We start from the raw sequence: 21,162 nt of genomic DNA on the forward strand, positions 1-21,162 counted from the left end.
TTCTCTGAAGACATATTCGTTAAAGGCATATTTGTTGAAAGTATCGTCCCTTCATCTGACTAGCGTTGCCGAAGCAATAAGTAGATAAAGAAAGGCGTCCCCAGTACGGAGATAAAAATGCCGGCTGGCAGATCCAACGGCAGGAACGCCGTACGGCCAATCAAATCGGCCACCATCACCAGCAACCCGCCCGTCAGCGCCGACACCAAAGCGAGGCCGGGGAATGAACGGCTCGCCAGCTTTTTCGCAATATGCGGAGCCAGCAGGCCGACAAACGCCATCGCGCCCGCATAGGCAATCGCCGCTCCCGCCAGCGCGACGCTTAACGTCAGCAACGCGAGCCGGATGCGTCCGACAGATTGGCCGACGCCGCAGGCCAGTGCGTCATCTAGCTCATGGACATTAACATGTCGCGCCAGCCCCACCAGAAACGGCGCGCCAAGCAACAGCCAGCCCGCCAGCGCCGACACATGCTGCCACTGTGCGCCATAAATACTGCCCGTCAGCCAGACATAGGCCGTCAGCGTGGTGCCTATCGGGCTAAACACCAGTATCATCGTCACCGCCGCGCCCATGATTGCAGACAGCCCGACGCCAACCAGTACCAGCCGTAGCGGCGACGTCCCCTGCTTCCAGGCCAGCAGATAAATGGCGACAGCCGTGATCCACGCTCCGCCCATCGCGGCAAGCGGCAACCAGCGCTGGCTTATCGTCGTCGCCAAAAACGCGAGGAAGCCTACCGCCGCCGCCGAAGCGCCGCTGGTTATCCCTAAAATATCCGGCGAAGCCAGCGGATTACGCACAATACTTTGCAGAATCAAGCCGGATATTGCCAGCGCACCGCCCACCAACAGCGCCAGTAGCGCGCGCGGCAAACGCAGTTCGTTGACGATAAAATGCACGCCGCTGTCCGTCGTTCCCAATAGCGCGGAGCCTATCTGTGCGGGAGTCAGCCTCACTTGCCCCAGAGACAGCGAGATGAACATCACGGCTAGCACGACGAGTAACAGCGAAAGCGCGACACCAGACGTGCGTAAATCAATCTGGCGCGACACTATTCCCGCACGCACGGTAAGCCTCTTACCCATGCCGCATTCCCCTTCTTGCCAGATAAATGAAGAATGGTGCCCCCAGTAGCGCAGTCATTGCGCCAATCGGCACCTCTTGCGGCATAATCAGCAAACGCGAAGCAATATCAGCCAGCAGCAGCAGCGTGGCACCGCAAATCGCGCAGCCGGGCAACAGCCAGCGATGATCGGCAGACAGCACGCGGCGCACGATATGCGGCACAATCAGTCCGATAAAACCAATATTTCCGGCAATCGCTACCGCGCCACCCGCCAGGCCGATCACACACAGCCCGGATAACGCACGTACCAGCGCGGTTCGCTGCCCCAACCCTCTGGCGATCTCGTCGCCCGCTACCAAAATATTCAGGTGACGCGCCAGCAGCAACGCAAGGAATAACGCAATAGCAAAGTACGGCCATAACGGTAATAGCATCGACAGGCTACGCCCGGATACCGACCCCGCCAGCCAAAACAGCATGCTGTCCAGTCCATCCTGATTGATCACCAGCAGCGCCTGCGTAAACGAAATAAACAGCGCACTAATGGCGGCACCGGCCAGCACAATGCGTAAGTGGCTGGATCGGGCATGGCCCAGCGTTCCCAGCACATACACCATAACGCCCGCCACAGCAGCCCCCAGATAGGCCGTCCACGCCAGCGCACTCTGTGAAGAAAAGGTCAATAACGAAGACAGCAGCACAATCGCAAACATGGCTCCGGCATTGATGCCAAATAGGCCCGGCGAGGCCAGCGGGTTTCGCGTCAACGCCTGCATCAATGCGCCGGCAACGGCAAGGCTTGCGCCGACAATAATAGCAATGACGGTTCGCGACAGCCGCGTCGTCAGCACCAGTATCTGGTCGATCTGCTGGGGATCGTAATGGAACAACGCCCTGAACACCGCACTAAACGAAATCGTGGTTTGCCCCAACATCAGGCTGGCGACAATACTCAGCAGCAGTAATGCGGCACCCGCGGCTGTCACGATGCACTTTCTCATCGCGTCGGACTCTCCTTTGCGAACTCCCGTTGTTTATCGGATGGTTCGGCCTTGTCAGCAAACTGCTTTTCGATATCGTCCAACATGTTATTCGCGCCCAAAATACCGCCAGACAGGCTCCAGGCAACATTATCTACCAGATAAACTTGTTTCTCTCGGGGCGCACGCAGCCGCTGCCACAGCGGGTGCGCCTGCCACTCCCGGTAATTCTGCTCTACCGCAGGCTTACCGGAACGCAGCAGCACAAAGAACAGATCGGCATCCACCACCGGGATGCTCTCTTTGCTCGTCAGTTTTTGCATCACCCCCGACGTATAGCTTTCCGGTCGCGTCCAGACAAAACCGATTTCCGACAGCACCGACCCGGCAAAGCTGGCGGGCAGATAGCTACGCAGATGGTCTTCACGGAATTCGAGAACGGACACGCTAAGCGGCCAGCGCTCGCCGAACCGCATTTTCAACCGATCGCGCAGCGCATCCACACGCTGCTGCCAGTGGGATAATATCTCGCGTGATTTATCCTCACGATTTAACGCCACGCCCATCATCTGCACCGTGTCCTTGAATTCAGATACCTGCTCCAGCGCAATGGTCGGCGCGATCTGTGACAGCAAACCGTAGATTTTTTCATGTCGATACGCGGAGGCCACGATGAGATCGGGCTTAAGTAACGCGATGGTTTCCAGACTGGGCTGCGTTTCCAGCCCGACCAGCGTCACGCCCTGCAAGGCGGGGCGGAGGTAGCGGTAAATCGGCTTCTCCGTCCACGATTCCACCACGCCGATCGGTTTGATTCCCAGCGCCACAGCAGAATCCGTCGCCCCCTGAAACAGCGTCACGATGCGCAGCGGCGTCCCCGTCACCGTGGTGACGCCCAGCGCATGCCGAATCTGGCGCGGCGACTCCGCCGACTGCACCCGCGTCGCCAGCAGAAAGGACAACAACACGGCCAGCATAAAACGCGGCCATGCTGCTGATTTTGAAGTATGACTGACGAGGGTAAGCTTAGAAATCAATCGAATAACCCAGTGTCACCGTGCGACCGCGGCCGGAGAAATAGCGCGTATCATTGGCCTGCGCCGCCTGTGAATAATAGGTGATGTACTGCTTATCCAGCAGGTTAGCCACCGCCACATTAAGACGACCATACGGCAGTTTGTACCCCACTGCCGCATCCATCAGCAGATAGCCATCAAACGCCAATCCCGCATCATCAAAGCTACGGCCAAAAGCATAATTCGCCTGCACAAATGAACTCCACTTATCGTTCCAGTTTGCCGACCAACTGGCAATAACCCGGTCCGGCGCGATATTGTTCAAACCGTTAAGTTTCTTATCCAGCTTACCATCGCTATTGCTGTCATATTTTCCTTCCATATGAGCGTAAGACGCGTTGACCTTATGCTGTTCATTGATCTGATAGCCTGCCGTGACCTCAACGCCTTGAATACGCGTACGCTGACGTTGGGAGGTAAAGGCATCCCCACTCTGTACCACGCGTTCACCCAGTTTTGCGTTGGATTGATAGTAGCTGGCTTCGAGATCGAAACGATCTTTCTTGAACCGGAATCCCGTTTCTACGTTATCCGTCACAATCGGTTTAAAGCCGTCAAAATTTTTCAGGCTAATGCCCGTCTGGTTGATAGAACGTAGTGCACGGCCCACGTCCGGCATCCCAAACCCTTCTGAGTAGTTGGCAAACAGGCTCAGCGAATCCGTCGCCGCATAAACAATGCCCGCATTGTAGAGCGTTTCATTAAATTTCGGGCTACCGCCTTGAACCGTGTAACCCCCGTTGGATGCCAGCGTTTGGTAATTACCAACTTCAAGTTTAGCGATTTCATGACGTACGCCTGCATGCAACGTGACGTTATCCAGCAGTTGATATTCGCCCTGAATAAACGGTGAATAGTTGGTGTATTCCATCTCCGGCACATAAGTACGCTGGGTCAGATAGAGATCCTGCTTGCCCTTGTCATAAAGGGTATCGAAACCGACCGTGACTTTCAGCGTATCATCCAGCAGATCGTCTTTGGTCAGCGCCAGCTTGGTGCCGTATTTATTGGAAATCGCGCGCGACTGATCGTACAACGTGCCAACCGGCGCAATCGACGAATCCTGGAAAGAGGATGAATTCGTTGCACCAAACAGGGCTTCATACCGTTGGTTAAACAGCAGCGCCGATAGCTTCATTCCTGCCAGATCGTGGTGCTCATAGGTTAAGCCCGTTGTCCATACACTGTTATGCGGCGCTTCACCCGGCGGCGTGCCGCGTACCGACGTGGTTGGAATACCCTGATCGCGGATACCATCCACGCTCAGATAGTCATTGTCACCTTTGATGTGATAGCGGTTCACACTCAGTTGAATGCGCTGGTAATCATCCAGCCAGTACCCGACTTTCGCTAACAAGTCGTAGGCACGGGAGTCCATCGTGTCGCCCTGCGTGTTATCCACACCGACGGGACGATTGTTACCATCCAGATACAACCCCTGATTCTCATAACCAATCGAGAACAGATAGTCGAGATAGTCTTCACGCCCGTCGACCCGATAGGTCGTTTTATAGCTGGCGGTTTCACCGCGAATTTTCTCCGTCGGAATCGTCGTTTGCACATTAACGTGCTGATTAAATGAACCGTTTTCCGGGCGACGGGTAATAATATTGATTACCCCACCCGTCGCGCCCATGCCATTGGTGGCGTTGGCACCGTGAATCACTTCAATACGCTCGACCATCGAATAATCGACCGTATGCATCTCACGTCCGGTGGGACGCAGCGGGTTGGACTGCGGGATGCCGTCGATCAGAACCAACGGTGCACGCCCGCGGAAGGTTTCACCGCTGCCGCTCATTTTCTGGCGGCTGGGAGCAAACGAAGGGAGCAAATTACTCAAAATCTGCGAGGAATCAGACGTGACCTGCATCTGCTGCTCGATTTGCTCTTTAGTAATTACCGTGACCACCTGCGGCGCTTTTTGTTGCTGGAGGTTCGAGCGTGAAGCGCTCACCACCATCTCATCACCGCTCTTTTCATCCTTGTTGGTTACGTCATCCTGAGCGTACGCCGGAGCAATCAGCATGCATGGCATTAATGCGAGTAAAGTGCGCATTTGGTTCACTGTCCTTCCCCTTTGGTTATATATTGCACCACGAATAACATCATCACCTGCAACGCGTAGCACCGCGACACAGACAAAAAAACGCCAAAATGTTTCGCCTCACGCGAACCACTTTGGCGGTGATGACTGGTCTGGCATTGAACGATAACATTCAACCCAATCAGCGACGTCAATGCTGCCAGCACAGGATACAATTGCTAATGACAATTATTATCATTCAATGATAATAATTACAATAGCACCGATTTGTTTTCATTTTTTTAACAAAATTAACGTGTTATGCATGTTATGGCCGGATATCGCTGAGAATATAGACCGGATGCCGTGCATTTTTGTGATGCCGATCACGCTAAATCCTCTTAATCCCCTGTAATCCGTCATATTATTAATCACTTACAGAAAGAAAAAGGCTGGCTCTTTTTAACGGCTTGCGGAGCCACACCTACCGCTGACAAACAAAGGAATCCTGCGTGATGAACAAGAGAACACTGGCGTTCGCCGCCCTCATCCTTGTCCTGCTCGGTGCGGGTTACGGCTTCTATCACTATCAGAAACAGCAGGAAAAACCGTTAACGCTCTACGGCAATGTGGACATCCGCACCGTCAATCTGGCCTTTCGCGTCGGCGGCAGAACGGCCAGTCTGAACGTTGATGAGGGCGATGCGGTACAGGCAGGCCAACCGTTGGCAACGCTTGATGACGCCCCGTATCGGAATGCGCAACGTCAGGCACAGGCGAATCTCGCCAGCGCGCAGGCACAGCTTCAGTTGGCACAAGAAGGTTATCGTCAGGAAGAGATCGCACAGGTACGGGCGCAGATGGCTCAGAGTCAGGCTGCCTATGATTACGCCAATAGTTTTTACCAGCGTCAGCAGGGGCTATGGGATAAACGCGCCATTTCCGCCAATATGCTGGACGATGCCAGAGCCGCGCGTAGTCAGGCGCTGGCGACGTTACAGGCGGCGAAAGATAAACTCAGCCAGTTTGAGCGCGGCAATCGGCCACAGGAAATCGCCGCCGCACAGGCTGCGGTAGCGCAGGCAGAAGCCGGACTGGCACAGGCCGAGTTGGATAAGCAGGATACCACTCTGCTTGCCCCCTCGTCTGGCGTGATTCTCACCCGCGCCGCTGAGAAAGGCAGTATGCTGGCCGCGGGCAGTACCGTATTCACGCTTTCCCTGACGCGGCCAGTGTGGGTACGCGCCTACGTGAGCGAGAACAATCTTGGTCGCGTCGTACCCGGTCGCCACCTGCTGATTTACACCGATAGCCGCCCAGACCAGCCTTATCGCGGCACTGTCGGCTTTGTTTCCCCCAGCGCCGAATTCACGCCGAAAAGCGTCGAAACCGAAGATCTCCGCACCGATCTGGTTTACCGCCTGCGCATTGTCGTTAACGACCCCGATGACGCATTACGCCAGGGCATGCCAGTGACGCTGCGCGTTGAAGATGCGCACGCGGAGGATCGTCACCCGACTCAAGAGCCGGTGCGCCATGACTAATGTGCCTGTGCAGATCGCGTTGGACGGGCTGGAAAAACGCTTTACCGGACAGGAAAAGCCCGCGCTCGCCAGCCTGACCGCTGACATACACAGCGGCGCGGTCACGGGGCTAGTTGGCCCAGACGGTGCGGGTAAAACCACTCTGCTGCGCATGCTGGCGGGATTATTAACGCCCAGCGGCGGCAGACTGCGTGTCGCGAATCTTGATCCCATCAACGAAGACCGCCAGCTCCATGCCATTTTGGGCTACATGCCGCAAAAGTTCGGCCTGTATGAAGATCTGACGGTCATGGAAAATCTGACGCTGTATGCCGACTTGCGCGGCATCATCGGCGATGAGCGCAAAGACACCTTCGCTCGCCTGCTGTCATTTACCGACCTGACTCGTTTTACCGCCAGGCTGGCAGGCAAGCTCTCCGGCGGCATGAAACAGAAATTAGGGCTGGCCTGTACCCTGCTGGGGCAGCCGAAAGTGCTCTTGCTGGACGAACCGGGCGTAGGTGTTGACCCGATATCCCGCCGTGAACTGTGGCACATGGTGCACGAACTGGCTGACGACGGCATGCTGATCCTGTGGAGCACGTCTTACCTCGATGAGGCGGATCAGTGCCGCGACGTACTGCTGCTGAACGAGGGCGAACTGCTGTATCGCGGTGCGCCACGCGATCTGACCGCACGCATGGGCGGGCGTTGTATTCTGGTGGATACTGGCGAGCGCCGACATCGGGATGTGTTACAGGCAGCGCTGCGTCTGCCACAGGTAAGCGACGGCGTGATTCAGGGACAATATATCAGGCTGATGCTAAAACCCGATGCGGATCGGGCAGCGCTGCTCTCCGCCTTACATCTGGAAGCCAACAGCCTGCACGATACCGAGCCGCGCTTTGAAGATGCCTTTATCGATCTGTTGGGCGGCGGCCCGCCCAGTGATTCCTCGCTGGCGAGTATCATGCCGCTGATTGACGTCAGCGGCGGCGAAACGGTGATTGAAGCACAGGGGCTGACGAAAAAATTTGGTGATTTCGCCGCGACTGATCACGTCAGTTTTCAGGTCAAGCGAGGCGAAATATTCGGTCTGCTCGGCCCGAATGGCGCAGGCAAATCGACAACTTTCAAGATGATGTGCGGCCTGCTGGTGCCAACGGAAGGCAAGGCACTGGTGCTGGATATGGATCTGAAAACCAGCTCCGGCAAAGCACGCCAACATTTAGGGTATATGGCGCAGAAGTTCTCACTCTATGGCAACCTGACCGTCGAACAGAACCTGCGTTTTTTCTCCGGCGTTTATGGACTCAGGGGCAAGAAGCAGCGCGATAAAATGGCCGGCATGACCGAGGCATTCAACTTCCTGCCAATTTACCGCCAAACGCCGGATGCCTTGCCACTAGGATTCAAGCAGCGATTGGCGCTGGCCTGCGCATTGATGCACGAACCGGATATTCTGTTTCTCGATGAACCGACCTCCGGCGTCGATCCACTTACGCGGCGTGAATTCTGGATCCACATCAACGGCATGGTTAACCGCGGCGTTACCGTGATGGTCACCACTCACTTTATGGACGAGGCTGAATATTGCGACCGCATCGGACTGGTGTATCGCGGCAAGCTGATCGCCAGTGGCACCCCCGATGAACTCAAGCATCAGGCGGCCAGTACACAGACGCCCTCACCCACGATGGAAGAAGCATTTATCGCGCTGATTCAGGCTTACGATGAGGGGGCGGAACATGAAACAAAATCCGGTTGAACAAGGTAGTGCGTATTTTTCCACACGCCGCCTGCGGGCACTGTGCCTGAAAGAGACGCGCCAAATCTTACGCGACCCCAGCAGCGGCCTGATTGCATTCGTGATCCCGCTGCTGTTGCTGTTTATCTTCGGCTATGGCATCAATCTGGATTCCAGCCGCCTCCACGTTGGCATCTTGCTGGAACAACAGAGCCAGGACGCACGCGATCTGGCGAATACCTTTGCCGCCTCGCCGTTTATCGACCCCATTATTAGCAACAATCGTCAGCACCTGATTCAGCAAATGCAGGCCGGACGGATCCGTGGCATGATTGTGATCCCTACCGACTTTGCCGAGCGACTGGCGCGAGCGGGCGATCGCGCGCCAATCCAGGTTATCACCGACGGCAGCGAACCTAACACAGCAAATTTCGTTCAGGGATACGCGGAAAGCATCTGGCTGCTGTGGCAACAGCAGCGAGCGGAAGATCGCGGCGAGTCATTCGATCAACTCATTGAAGTGCAATCGCGCTATTGGTTTAATCCGGCAGCCATCAGTCAGCACTTCATCATTCCCGGCGCGATCACCATTATCATGACGGTGATTGGTGCGATCCTCACCTCGTTAGTTATCGCCCGCGAGTGGGAGCGCGGGACGATGGAGGCACTACTCTCGACGCAGATCACGCGTACTGAACTGCTGCTGTCCAAACTTATCCCTTATTACTTTCTTGGCATGATCGCCATGACGCTATGTATTCTGGTGTCGACCTTCATCATGCAGGTGCCTTATCGCGGTTCACTGCTGTTGCTGTTTGTGATCAGCAGCCTGTTTCTTGCCAGCACGCTAGGGATGGGGTTGCTGATCTCCACGCTGACTCGCAACCAGTTCAACGCCGCCATGGTCGCGCTAAATGCGGCCTTCCTGCCAGCCATCATGCTGTCCGGTTTTATTTTTGAAATCGACAGCATGCCGGAATTTGTTCGTGGCGTGTCCTACATCATCCCGGCACGCTATTTCGTCAATACGCTGCAAACACTGTTTCTCGCGGGGAATATCGGTACGGTGCTGATCGCTAACCTGTTGTTTCTCATTCTCTCCGCGATTGTTTTTATTGGCCTGACGGCCTGGCAAACCCGGCGCAGGCTGGATTAGGGAGCGATAATGCTGCATCGTCTCTGGACATTGATTATCAAGGAACTGCAATCGCTGCTGCGCGATCCGCAAACGCGATCCATTCTGGTGCTGCCGGTTATCCTTCAGGTTTCCCTGTTTCCTTTCGCCGCGACGCTCGACGTGACCAATGCGACCATCGCGATTTACAGTGAAGATAGCGGCCCCCATGCGATGGAGTTGACGCAACGCTTTGCCAAGGCGAAATCCTTCTCTCATGTGCTAATGCTGCATAGCCCGCAGGATGTGGCACCGACGCTGGATAATCAGCGTGCGCTTCTTATTCTGCGCTTCCCGCCACAATTTTCTCGTGATATCGCCAGCGGCAATAGCGCATCGCTTCAGCTTATTCTGGACGGCAGACGCTCCAATAGCGCACAGATTGCCGCCAGCGATGTGCAGCACATCGTGCGGGACTATCAGTTGGAATTAATGGCGGCCAGCGCTATGCCAAACCCCGCCACTCATCACAACAGCGAGCTGGTGGTACGCCACTGGTATAACCCGAATCTGGACTATAAATGGTTTGTGGTGCCGTCGCTGATTGCCATGATCGCCACGATTGGCGTGCTGATTGTTACGGCACTTTCTGTCGCGCGCGAGCGGGAACAAGGCACGCTGGAGCAACTGCTGGTTTCGCCGCTCTCCACCAGCCAAATCTTCATTGGTAAAGCCGTTCCCGCGCTGATTGTCGCCACGTTTCAGGCCACCATCGTGCTATTGGCGGGGATACTGGTTTTTCATATCCCCTTCGCCGGATCGCTGCTGCTGTTTTACACCACGATGCTGATCTATGGTCTGTCGCTGGTCGGCTTCGGTCTGCTGATTTCCTCGCTGTGCGCCACGCAGCAACAGGCGTTTATCGGCGTGTTTGTTTTCCTGATGCCTGCGATTCTGCTTTCCGGCTATGTGTCACCGGTTGAGAACATGCCCATCTGGTTACAACATCTCACCTGGATTAACCCAATCCGCCACTTCACCGATATCACTAAACAGATTTACCTCAAGGATGCGGATTTCAGCATTATCTGGGGAAGTTTATGGCCGCTGTTCATCATCACGCTGACCACCGGCTCGGCAGCCTACGCCATTTTCCGCCGGAATATCGCGTAATAGCAGGTAAGGGAATATCGGTGGAAGGATGTCTGGCGCGGGGAATTGCGCCAGACAGGGGAAATAAATTAACGACGATTACCGAAAATACGCAGCAGCATCAGGAACAGATTGATGAAGTCAAGATACAGGGTCAACGCGCCAACAATGGCGTATTTGCGGAAGTTGTCTTTGTCATCAACGGACAACTGCTCGCCGATATTTTTCAGTTTCTGGGTGTCATACGCCGTCAAACCAACAAACACCACCACGCCAATATAGGTTACTGCCCACATCAGCGCTTCACTCTTCAGCCACATATTCACCAGCGAAGCCAATATAATCCCGATCAACGCCATGAACAGCATACTGCCGAAGCCGCTCAAATCACGCTTCGTGGTGTAGCCATACAGGCTCATCGCCCCGAACATCCCCGCCGTAATCACAAAGGTACTGGCAATGGATTCCGTAGAGTAAATGGCGAAAATGCTGGAAAGCGTCAGCCCCGTCAGCGCGGAATACAGCATGAACAGCGAGGTGGCAACGGCACCACTCAGGCGCTGCACCATACCAGAAATCACAAATACCAGTCCCAGTTGGGCAATAATCAGTCCATAAAATGTGACCTTACTGGAAAACACAAACTCCAATACCGCTGGCGTATTCGCCGCATTCCAGGATACAAATGCCGTCAGCAGGAGGCCACAGCACATCCAGCCATAAACCTGCGCCATATAGGTCTGAAGACCAGACTGCGAGCGTTCAACGATTGAACCCGAGCGTGGATATCTGTCCATGATGTTACCTTTGCATAAAGTTATCTGATTAACGCGGTGTCAGCCGCCTGATTGGGGAGCGAGACGGAATAGATGCTCCCCGCCATACTGTTATCCTAACACAGAAATCGCCTACCAGCGTTGCGCAGCCTGTTTATCGCTGTCGCGTGATTCTACCCAGCGCTCACCTTCCGGCGTCGCCTCCCGTTTCCAGAACGGTGCGCGGGTTTTCAGGTAATCCATAATGAACTGAGCGGCATCAAACGCCGCGCTGCGGTGGGCAGCACTCACGCCAACAAACACAATTTCCTCGCCCGGATAGAGCGCGCCCACCCGATGGATCACGCTGACACGCGGCAATTCCCAACGTTTGCGCGCCAGTTCGACAATCTCCGTCAGCGCCTTTTCCGTCATGCCGGGATAATGTTCCAGCGTCAACGCGCTGACGTTTTTCGCCAGATTGTGATTACGCACTTTACCGGTGAACGTCACCACCGCGCCGTCTTCATCACACTGCGCCAGCCACTGGTATTCCTCGCCCACGTTGAAATTCGCTTCACCCACCCGAATACGCGTATCTGTCACGATCAACCTCCCGTTACCGGTGGGAAAAACGCCACTTCATCGCCGTCTTGTAACGGATGAGTCAGTTCAACCAGCGACTGATTCACCGCCGCCAACAGCTTGCCGGACTCCAGCGCCAATGCCCAACGCGCGCCACGCAGACACAGTGCCTGTCGGACATCCTCTACGGTGGCATACTCAGCAGGCAGCGACAGGCTATCGGTCTCGATCAGTTCGCGCACTTGCGCAAAAAACAGCACCTTAATCATGCGCCCTCCGCCGTAAAATCACCGGATTTGCCGCCGCTTTTTGCCAGCAGCCGCACCGGACCAATCACCATGTCTTTTTGCACGGCTTTGCACATGTCATAGATAGTCAGGGCAGCGACAGAAGCAGCCGTCAACGCCTCCATCTCCACGCCAGTTTTCCCCGTCAGGCGACAGAGAGACTCGATACGCACCCGATTGTGCTCCGGCTGTGCCTCCAGTTCGACCGCAACCTTACTCAACAGCAGCGGGTGACAGAGCGGGATCAGTTCCCAGGTACGTTTCGCCGCCTGAATGCCGGCGATACGTGCAGTCGCGAAGACATCGCCTTTATGGTGACTCCCGGCAATAATCATCGCCAGCGTCTGCGGCGCCATTTCAACAAAGGCTTCCGCGCGAGCTTCACGTACCGTTTCGGCTTTGGCGGAAACGTCCACCATTGCGGCTTCGCCAGCGGCGTTAAGGTGGGTCAATTGTGGCTTAGAGGATGACATAGTGAACCAGACTTTCCGTTAAGAGGATTTTTTTAAGTGTGGATAGAAATTACAAGGTTTCTGACGCGCATCCAGTTGGTCCTGAATGATACGCTCCCACGCGGTGCGGCAGGCGCGAGCCGAGCCAGGCATGGCGAAAATCACCGTCTGATTCGCCAGACCGGCAAGCGCACGCGATTGCAGCGTTGCCGTGCCGATATCTTCATACGACACCATGCGAAACAGTTCGCCAAAACCTTCAATTTCCCGATCGAACAGGACGCGAATGGCCTCCGGCACGACATCCCCTGCCGTAAAGCCCGTCCCGCCGTTAATCAGAATGCCCTGTACTTCATCGCGGGCAATCCACGCCGAGATTTGTGCACGAATCTGGTACAGATTCTCTTTTACGATGGCGCTCGCAACAATGTGGTGCCCTGCTGACTGCGCCGCGTCGCGCAGGTAGTCACCGGAGGTGTCATCTTCCGCCGTACGGCGTTCGGAAACGGTCAGTACCGCAAGATTAAGAGAAACGAATTCGCTGCTGACTTTGCTCATGTCAGGCTCCTTTAAGAATCAGTGATGTCGCGGATTAACCGCCGATAAATGACAGGTTTTGCGTCATGCCGCTGTTGCCTTCATGCAGGAAGTGAGTCTGCTTCTTCGCCGACAATCCGCCTGAAATACGCATTTTTAAATCATCGAGATGACCATCGTCGGCCAGCAAGTCGCGCAGTGGAATGCCTTGCTCGCCAAACAGGCACAGGTGCAGGTTCCCCACCGCAGAGACACGCAGGCGGTTGCAGCTCAGACAGAAATCTTTCTCATACGGCATGATCAGCCCGATTTCGCCCTGATAGTCAGGGTGGCAAAATACCTGTGCGGGGCCGTCGCTACGGGCACGCGGTTGCTGTTGCCAGCCTTGCTGCAAGAGTTGCTGACGAATCACGTCACCGGAAACATGGTGACGACGAAACAGGTCGCCCCCTTCTCCCGTTTCCATAAGTTCAATAAAGCGCAGTTGAATCGGGCGGTGTTTAATCCAGTCGAGAAAGGTTTGCAGGCTGCCCGCATTCACATCACGCATCAGCACCGTGTTGACCTTGACCTTGGCGAAACCACAGTCAAAGGCCGCATCGATACCCGCCATCACCTGACGGAATTTATCCTGCCCGGTAATCGCGTGAAACTGGCGCGCATCCAGACTGTCCACGCTGACGTTCAGCGACGTAAGCCCCGCCGCGCGCCACTGCGCAACGTCGCGCGCCAGACGGTAGCCATTGGTGGTTACCGCCAACGTGCGAATGGCTGGATTTTCACGGATTGCCGCGATGATCTCGACAAAATCACGACGCAAAGAGGGTTCGCCCCCCGTGAGGCGAACTTTTTCCGTCCCTAATGCGGCGAAAGCGCGGCTGACGCGACGAATCTCATCGAGTGACAAAAAGCGATGTGGGTTGGTGCCATTAGCCTGATAACCATCCGGCAGGCAGTAGGTACAGCGAAAATTGCAGACGTCTGTGATAGACAGACGCAAATAGTAAAACTTGCGCGCAAACGCATCAGTCAGTTGACTCACCATAAACACCTTTCCAAATACGGGAGATGCAGGCATTTCTACCTCGCACCCTGGTGACCGCAAAGGCCACGGCCAGGGCACCGTATCACGCGCACGACGCGCATCACTTAGGCACCAAGGCTAGGAGTTTGATTCCTATCGGTTATCCGTCAGATAACGGCAAAACTGCCGATAAAGAATCGTGATTTCATTGAATAGTCTACTGCGAAAAAGCACAGTCAACCACTCTCAAAATCGGTATATAATTAAATATATAACGAATATTCAATACCTTATGATGCACAGCATACGGAAAAATGTGCGACAGAAATTGTCTCAGGTCATGCCTGGATGAGGATTTTTCGCCTTTTACGTTGAAATCAGCTACCTTAGCGACGATCGTCACATGTAGTTAATATTTCTCTGGCTCATTCATAAGGTTTTCTATGCGCAATCGCACGTTGGCCGACCTCGACAGGGTTGTCGCGTTAGGAGGCGGGCACGGTTTAGGCCGTGTGATGTCTTCGCTCTCTTCTCTGGGTTCACGGCTAACCGGCATTGTCACGACGACCGATAACGGCGGTTCGACTGGCCGCATTCGTCGCTCTGAAGGCGGTATCGCCTGGGGTGATACCCGCAATTGCCTGAACCAGTTGATCACCACGCCCAGCGTAGCCTCTGCGATGTTTGAGTACCGCTTTAACGGTAACGGCGAACTTGCCGGACACAATCTGGGTAATCTGATGCTCAAAGCGCTCGACCACCTGAGCGTGCGACCGCTGGAAGCCATCAATCTGATTCGCAACCTGCTCAAAGTGGACGCGTTTTTAATTCCGATGTCCGAACATCCTGTCGATTTGATGGCGATTGATGAACAGGGTAATCCCGTTTATGGCGAGGTCGAGATCGATCAGTTAGCGACCTTGCCGCAAGATTTAATGCTGTACCCGACGGTAAAAGCCACGCGGGAAGCCATTGATGCCATCGCGAAAGCCGATCTGATTTTGATTGGCCCCGGCAGCTTTCTGACCAGCCTGATGCCGCTGCTGCTATTGGACGATCTGACGCAGGCGCTCCGTCGTACACCTGCCCCTATGGTGTATATCGGCAATCTGGGCAATGAGCAGAGTAACCCCGCCGCCCGCCTGACGCTGGCAGAAAAATTATGCTGGATTGAACGTAAAGTGGGTAAATCGGTGGTGGATGCGGCCATTGTCGGCCCGAAAGTCGATATCAGCCAGATCGGCGACCGCCTGATCGTGCAGCAGGCACTGGCAGCAGAAGATGTCCCCCACCACCACGACCGTGAGCTACTGCGTCAGGCCATCGATCGCGCACTCCAGTTGCTGAGTTCTCAATCCCGCAGCCACGGCGTATAAGTCACGCCAACCAGAATCCCTTCGGGGCTCAGGAAGCGCGTTACCTGCTGCCCCACGCTTAATATTCAGTGAGTGTGGGAACGTCAGGAGGCCGCGATAAATTGCGCGCGCAGCGCCTGTACTTCATCGCGCAAAGTCGCCGCCTCTTCAAATTCAAGATTCTGCGCATGCGTCAACATCTTGCTTTCCAGCTCGCGAATTTTCAGTTCCAGCGCTTTCGGCGTCATCAGTTCATAAGGTGCCGCCGGTTCTGCCGCTTTACGACTGCCCCGTCCTTTACCTCTGTTTGTCGGTTGACCCAATTGCAGAATATCGGCAATTTTCTTGTTGAGTCCCTGTGGCACAATCCCGTGTTCAGTATTGTAGGCTTCCTGTTTCTCGCGGCGACGCTCTGTTTCACCTATCGCTTTCGCCATGGAGGGGGTGATTTTATCGCCGTAGAGAATCGCCTTGCCACGCAGATTACGCGCCGCTCGGCCAATCGTCTGGATCAGAGAGCGTTCGGAACGCAGGAAGCCCTCTTTATCGGCATCCAGAATCGCCACCAGCGACACTTCGGGCATATCCAGCCCTTCACGTAACAGGTTAATGCCCACCAGCACATCGAACTCGCCAAGGCGTAAATCACGAATGATTTCTACGCGCTCGACGGTATCGATATCCGAGTGCAGATAACGCACCCGCTCGCCGTGTTCTTCCAGATATTCCGTCAGATCTTCCGCCATTCGCTTGGTCAATGTCGTCACCAGCACGCGTTCGTTAATCGCTGCACGCTGGCGAATTTCGGACAGCAAATCGTCCACCTGTGTCGCAACAGGCCGCACTTCGATGAGCGGATCAAGCAATCCGGTGGGACGCACCACCTGATCGATCACTTCACCGCCCGATTTTTCCAACTCATAGTTGCCCGGCGTCGCTGAGACATAGATGGTTTGCGGCGCCAGCGCTTCGAATTCTTCAAACTTCATCGGACGGTTATCCAGCGCCGACGGCAACCGGAAACCGTATTCGACCAGCGTCTCTTTACGTGCGCGGTCGCCGCGATACATCCCGCCAATCTGCGGCACGGTGACGTGGGATTCATCAATGACCAGTAGCCCATCGGCAGGCAGATAGTCAAACAGCGTCGGTGGCGGCTCGCCGGGGCCACGCCCGGAAAGATAACGTGAATAGTTTTCGATACCGGAGCAGTAACCCAGTTCGTTCATCATCTCCAGATCAAACTGCGTGCGTTGACTCAGCCGCTGCTCTTCCACCAGTTTGTCATTGGCCAGCAGCACCTTTTTACGGTCAGCCAGTTCAACCTTGATGTCTTCCATCGCCTGCAATATACGCTCACGTGGCGTCACGTAGTGCGTTTTCGGGTAGATGGTATAGCGCGGCACCGTTTGTAGGACATGCCCCGTCAGCGGGTCAAACAGTGATAGCCGTTCCACTTCTTCATCGAACAGTTCAACACGCAGCGCAATGTCATCAGATTCGGCGGGGAAAATGTCGATCACTTCACCGCGCACGCGGAATGTACCGCGCTGAAATGCCTGATCGTTACGGGAATATTGCAACTCCGCCAGACGCCGCAAAATAGCGCGCTGGTCAATTAGCATCCCCTGCGTTAAGTGCAGCATCATTTTCAGGTAGAGATCGGGATCGCCCAGACCATAGATGGCAGATACTGAGGCCACGACGATCACATCGCGCCGCTCCAGCAGCGCTTTTGTCGCGGAAAGGCGCATCTGTTCGATATGCTCGTTAACCGACGCATCCTTTTCAATAAAGGTATCTGAGCTAGGAACGTAGGCTTCTGGCTGATAATAGTCATAGTACGAGACGAAGTACTCGACAGCGTTATCGGGAAAAAAGGCTTTCATTTCGCCGTATAGCTGCGCTGCCAGCGTTTTATTTGGCGCTAACATCATCGTTGGCCGATTAAGGTCGGCAATGACATTGGCGATCGTGAATGTCTTCCCTGATCCGGTGACGCCGAGTAGCGTTTGGTGCGCCAGCCCATCTTCCAGACCTTCTTTTAAGCGACGAATGGCCTCAGGCTGATCGCCTGCTGGTTTAAAGTCGGAATTCAGTGTAAATACTTTACTCATCGTTAAGCACGCTACTTATTCGTTATTACTTATCGCTCAAGACGACGTCGTGGGTGGATGCGCTGCACTTTTATTTTGAACGCCAATGACTATTTTGAACGCCAATGACGAAATTCGCCATCGCAATAATACTGGATATAAAAACAGCAGCAAGAAAATTATCGCAGGATTGGATGATTCATCGACAAATGAATTTGCTAGCACATCTATCTTTAATCTACCAGACAAAATCATCGTGATTTATCCCCAGACTCAGTAAAAATGTAACATACCGAGATCGTCGGTGACGTTAATTTATGCAACTACGCCATATTGATGCTCAAGACGCTTGATTTTACTTAACTGTATGATAATAAATAAATTAGAAAAACCGTGGAGAATAGCGCCAACCTGGCGAAAACCCGCGCCGGCTCTCGGCTAAGGCGCGTTGTCTATCCATAATACACATAGTTATCCACAGAAATGGTGGATAACTCACACAACCCCGCATCAGCACTGAGTTGGATAAATACCCGCTTCATTCGCGATTGCCTCTGATATGGATTTTCTTCGCACTCTTTCTGTGATTTATCACATAAGCGTTAGACGGAAAAAGGCTAAAAGCCCCCGCACGTACATCGCGACAATTCAGGCATAGCGGGGAGCCAGAGGAAAGTTCAAGAAGGTTTTATCTATTAATCCACATAAAAACTTAGATTTCATCCCCATAAAGGGAATTCTGATAAAACAACAAAAAACGGTGTACTGACTAAGCACAAATAAAAAATGAGTGAAGTAATCACTCTACTAATAATCCAATATCAATATATTGCCCCAAATGATGCTGTGGGAGATCGGATAAATAAGGAATTTCACCCAGCATTGGCGCAGGCAGGCGCTGTTGCAGCGTTTGCAAATACGGCTGATGCCATTTTCCCGGCTGTGTGATGTCGTTCGCGATCCAGCCGCCAAGATGCAACCCCGCGTGCTGAATGGCCTGCGCGGTGAGCATCGCGTGGTTAATGCACCCCAGCTTAATGCCGACCACCAAAATCACCGGAAGCTGCTCCTGAATCACCCAATCGGCAAACGTCTCCTGTTCCGACAATGGCGTAAACCACCCGCCCGCCCCTTCAACCAGCAGCCACTCCGCCTGCGCTTCTAATGCACGTAATCCTGCTGATAGCGCCGAGAGATCAATCGGCCGCTGCTCCACCGCACTGATAATATGCGGCGAGGTCGGCTCCCTAAACGCCAGCGGATTTACCGCCTGATAATCCAGCCGGAGGCTGCTATTGGCCTGAAGCGCCAGCGCATCGCTATTGCGAATGCCATCGGCCGTCATTTCACAGCCGGATGCCACGGGTTTATAGCCTGCGGTGCGGTATCCCGCCTGATTCGCAGCCTGAAGCAGCGCCGTGCTGGCGACCGTTTTCCCGACTTCGGTATCCGTACCCGTTACAAACCAGCGTTTAATCACGATAAATCACTCCATAAACCAGTTGGTAACTAAGCGGATAGCCGCCCGTCTCCTGCGGATAATAGGCAGACAACGCCGCCAGCCGCGCCCGGCTCAATAGCCCTGGCGTACGCCCGTCATGCAGCGAGGTCGCACCAATCCCCTTCAGCGATTTCATCAACGTCAACACGTCAGGAAAAAAACACACTTCACGCTCCTGCACCAGATGATGGCGATAAGGCTGACAGGCAGCGTCAATCGCTGAGAAAGGCAAAAAACGATTCGTTCGCTGCGTCCCGTCTAGCCGCTGCCACGCCTGCGATAGTTCGTTTAAGGAACCGTCTGCCAGCGTCGCAAACGCAATCACGCCCCCCGACCGCGTCACCCGATACAACTCTGCCAGCGCACGCGGTAACGAATCGCACCACTGTACGGCCAGATTGCTATAGCTGATATCGACACAACAATCCGCCAGCGGCAGGTTTTCGATATCCCCTTCCTGATAGCAATCGGCAACCTGTTGCTCGCGGGCATACGCCAGCATGTCCACCGACAAATCCAGCGCAGTCACCGATTTACCAGTCTGGCGCCAACGGCGACTAAAGTGTCCAGTCCCACACCCCGCATCCAACACCTGTAAACCGCTGTGCGACGGCATCAGCGCCAGCAGGCGCTCTCCGCTGATACGTTGCAGGTCGGCAAAGCGGTCATAGCCGCCAGCCGCACGCCCAAACGCCTGCGCAATCGCCCGCTTGTTATCGTTTTCTGTCAGCATGGTCTAATACCGTAAGCAAGCGGCTGATATCTTCCGGCTGATGTTCCGCCGTCAGCGAGATCCGCAGTCGTGCGCTGCCGGGCGGCACCGTCGGTGGTCGCATAGCGCTGACCCACACGCCCTGTTCACGCAGATGGCTCATCAACGCCATCGCCCGCACATTCTCGCCGACAATCAGCGGTTGAATCGCACTCTGCGAATCCATCAGTTGATAGGATGAGTTAGAAACGCCCGCGCGAAACTGGGCGATATTGCGCCGTAGCGCATCACGCCGCGCGTCCCCTTGCCGGACACACTGAACCGCCGCACTCAGCGCACAGGCCTGTGCGGCTGGCATTGAGGTGCTGTAAATCAAATGACGGGCGAATTGCAGGAAATACTCAGCGAGCGGTTCAGCACACAGCACCGCCGCGCCGCTCACGCCAAACGCCTTACCAAACGTGACGATCAGCAGTTCCGGCTTGATGCCCTGCTGCCAGCAACTCCCGCGTCCTTCCTCACCCAGCACGCCAATCCCGTGAGCATCATCCACCATCAACCAGGCATCGTGCGCTCTGCACTGTGCCTGCAACGCCGATAGCGGCGCGGTGTCACCATCCATACTAAATACGCCTTCGGTTACCACCAGCGTCTGGCCGTCGGTGGGTTTCTCCAGCAGCATTTGCAGGCTATCGGGCTGATTATGTTTAAAGCGCCGCAGGGTCGCGGGGGACTGCGCAGCCGCCTCCAGCAACGAAGCGTGACTCAGTTTATCCGCCAGAATACGGTCTTCCGCCTGTGCCAGCGCCGCCACCACAGCCTGATTCGCGGCATAACCGGAAATAAACAGCAGCGCACGCGGATAGCCCAGCCAGTCGGCCAACTGATTTTCCAGCGCGGCATGCGCATCGGTATACCCGGTCACATGCCCGGAACCCCCGCTGCCAATCCCGTACTGCTCAGCCCCTTGCTGCCAGGCGTGGACAATCTCCGGGTGATGGCTCAACCCCAGATAGTCATTGCTGGAAAAATTCAGATAGCAGCGATCGCCCTGCATCAGCCAGCGCCCGCTACCACCTTGATTAGCCAGCCGCACACGGTAAGCCTCATCGCGCTGGCGCTGCGCCAGCGCAGCTTCAATACGTTGTTGCCAACTCATGATGCAACACAC

Annotated in this window: 19 protein-coding genes, 1 pseudogene and 1 riboswitch; of the genes and pseudogenes, 5 read left to right on the forward strand and 15 right to left on the reverse strand. The window is 54.9% G+C overall.

Going from position 1 to position 21,162, the window contains the following annotated elements; genetic code table 11:
- Positions 1-59: 59 nt before the first annotated feature.
- From OI69_RS13050 to OI69_RS13065, 4 genes are read right to left on the reverse strand one after another with little or no spacing between them, the layout of a single operon-like run.
- A complete protein-coding gene (locus OI69_RS13050; protein WP_039351138.1) occupies positions 60-1,088 on the reverse strand; it encodes a FecCD family ABC transporter permease in 1,029 nt (342 codons plus the stop codon).
- On the reverse strand, positions 1,081-2,070 hold the full coding sequence (locus OI69_RS13055; protein ID WP_039351142.1) for a FecCD family ABC transporter permease: 990 nt from the start codon (positions 2,068-2,070) through the stop codon (positions 1,081-1,083). Before OI69_RS13055 ends, OI69_RS13050 begins: the two co-directional genes overlap by 8 nt.
- Positions 2,067-3,026 (reverse strand): ABC transporter substrate-binding protein, encoded by a 960-nt coding sequence (locus OI69_RS13060; RefSeq protein WP_154715550.1) that lies wholly within the window; start codon positions 3,024-3,026, stop codon positions 2,067-2,069. The genes OI69_RS13055 and OI69_RS13060 overlap by 4 nt, the downstream gene beginning before the upstream one ends.
- Before the next feature lie 49 nt (positions 3,027-3,075).
- Positions 3,076-5,184 (reverse strand): TonB-dependent receptor, encoded by a 2,109-nt coding sequence (locus OI69_RS13065; protein ID WP_039351250.1) that lies wholly within the window; start codon positions 5,182-5,184, stop codon positions 3,076-3,078.
- 482 nt (positions 5,185-5,666) lie between these two features.
- Here OI69_RS13065 and hlyD point away from each other — a divergent pair, with 482 nt between their 5' ends.
- Genes hlyD through OI69_RS13090 form a run of 4 tightly spaced genes read left to right on the forward strand, consistent with a single transcriptional unit; the run spans position 5,667 to position 10,708 of the window.
- A complete protein-coding gene (gene hlyD / locus OI69_RS13075; RefSeq protein WP_039351149.1) occupies positions 5,667-6,695 on the forward strand; it encodes a secretion protein HlyD in 1,029 nt (342 codons plus the stop codon).
- Positions 6,688-8,442 carry an ATP-binding cassette domain-containing protein gene (locus OI69_RS13080; protein WP_039351151.1) on the forward strand — a complete coding sequence of 585 codons (1,755 nt, stop codon included), beginning with the start codon at positions 6,688-6,690 and terminating at the stop codon, positions 8,440-8,442. The genes hlyD and OI69_RS13080 overlap by 8 nt, the downstream gene beginning before the upstream one ends.
- A complete protein-coding gene (locus OI69_RS13085) occupies positions 8,423-9,577 on the forward strand; it encodes an ABC transporter permease (protein ID WP_039351154.1) in 1,155 nt (384 codons plus the stop codon). The genes OI69_RS13080 and OI69_RS13085 overlap by 20 nt, the downstream gene beginning before the upstream one ends.
- 9 nt (positions 9,578-9,586) lie before the next feature.
- Positions 9,587-10,708 (forward strand): ABC transporter permease, encoded by a 1,122-nt coding sequence (locus OI69_RS13090; protein WP_039351155.1) that lies wholly within the window; start codon positions 9,587-9,589, stop codon positions 10,706-10,708.
- A gap of 68 nt (positions 10,709-10,776) precedes the next feature.
- On the opposite strand, the gene OI69_RS13095 is transcribed toward OI69_RS13090, so the two are convergent.
- The 6 genes from OI69_RS13095 to moaA form a co-directional block, all read right to left on the reverse strand.
- A complete protein-coding gene (locus tag OI69_RS13095; protein WP_039351158.1) occupies positions 10,777-11,484 on the reverse strand; it encodes a Bax inhibitor-1/YccA family protein in 708 nt (235 codons plus the stop codon).
- Positions 11,485-11,595: 111 nt separating this feature from the next.
- Entirely contained in the window at positions 11,596-12,048 is a 453-nt protein-coding gene (gene moaE, locus OI69_RS13100; protein ID WP_039351159.1) for a molybdopterin synthase catalytic subunit MoaE, read from the reverse strand.
- A gap of 2 nt (positions 12,049-12,050) precedes the next feature.
- Positions 12,051-12,296 carry a molybdopterin synthase sulfur carrier subunit gene (gene moaD / locus OI69_RS13105; protein ID WP_039351162.1) on the reverse strand — a complete coding sequence of 82 codons (246 nt, stop codon included), beginning with the start codon at positions 12,294-12,296 and terminating at the stop codon, positions 12,051-12,053.
- A complete protein-coding gene (gene moaC, locus OI69_RS13110; protein WP_039351164.1) occupies positions 12,293-12,787 on the reverse strand; it encodes a cyclic pyranopterin monophosphate synthase MoaC in 495 nt (164 codons plus the stop codon). The genes moaD and moaC overlap by 4 nt, the downstream gene beginning before the upstream one ends.
- Before the next feature lie 18 nt (positions 12,788-12,805).
- Positions 12,806-13,324, reverse strand: a complete 519-nt coding sequence (gene moaB / locus OI69_RS13115) for a molybdenum cofactor biosynthesis protein B (RefSeq protein WP_039351166.1) — start codon at positions 13,322-13,324, stop codon at positions 12,806-12,808.
- Positions 13,325-13,358: 34 nt separating this feature from the next.
- Entirely contained in the window at positions 13,359-14,348 is a 990-nt protein-coding gene (gene moaA, locus OI69_RS13120) for a GTP 3',8-cyclase MoaA (protein ID WP_039351254.1), read from the reverse strand.
- A riboswitch (molybdenum cofactor riboswitch) is annotated at positions 14,336-14,484 on the reverse strand. Its footprint overlaps the gene before it by 13 nt.
- A gap of 286 nt (positions 14,485-14,770) precedes the next feature.
- Between moaA and yvcK the strand changes: the two genes are divergently transcribed.
- Positions 14,771-15,703: a uridine diphosphate-N-acetylglucosamine-binding protein YvcK gene (gene yvcK / locus OI69_RS13125; protein WP_039351169.1), complete on the forward strand. Its 933-nt coding sequence runs from the start codon at positions 14,771-14,773 to the stop codon at positions 15,701-15,703.
- Here the strand turns inward: yvcK and OI69_RS20265 are convergent.
- The 5 genes and pseudogenes from OI69_RS20265 to bioF all read right to left on the reverse strand — a co-directional run.
- Positions 15,679-15,756 (reverse strand): annotated as a pseudogene (locus OI69_RS20265) (glyoxalase); the annotation flags it as partial. The gene yvcK and the pseudogene OI69_RS20265 sit on opposite strands and share 25 nt — an antisense overlap.
- A gap of 30 nt (positions 15,757-15,786) precedes the next feature.
- Positions 15,787-17,799: an excinuclease ABC subunit UvrB gene (gene uvrB, locus OI69_RS13130; RefSeq protein ID WP_039351172.1), complete on the reverse strand. Its 2,013-nt coding sequence runs from the start codon at positions 17,797-17,799 to the stop codon at positions 15,787-15,789.
- Positions 17,800-18,577: 778 nt separating this feature from the next.
- Positions 18,578-19,258, reverse strand: coding sequence for a dethiobiotin synthase (bioD, locus tag OI69_RS13135; RefSeq protein WP_039351175.1), 681 nt, complete (start codon positions 19,256-19,258; stop codon positions 18,578-18,580).
- A complete protein-coding gene (gene bioC, locus OI69_RS13140; protein WP_039351178.1) occupies positions 19,251-20,012 on the reverse strand; it encodes a malonyl-ACP O-methyltransferase BioC in 762 nt (253 codons plus the stop codon). The genes bioD and bioC overlap by 8 nt, the downstream gene beginning before the upstream one ends.
- A complete protein-coding gene (bioF, locus tag OI69_RS13145) occupies positions 19,993-21,150 on the reverse strand; it encodes an 8-amino-7-oxononanoate synthase (RefSeq protein ID WP_039351181.1) in 1,158 nt (385 codons plus the stop codon). The genes bioC and bioF overlap by 20 nt, the downstream gene beginning before the upstream one ends.
- Positions 21,151-21,162 lie beyond the last annotated feature (12 nt).

The sequence above is a fragment of the Pectobacterium fontis genome (assembly GCF_000803215.1).
Taxonomy (GTDB): domain Bacteria; phylum Pseudomonadota; class Gammaproteobacteria; order Enterobacterales; family Enterobacteriaceae; genus Pectobacterium; species Pectobacterium fontis.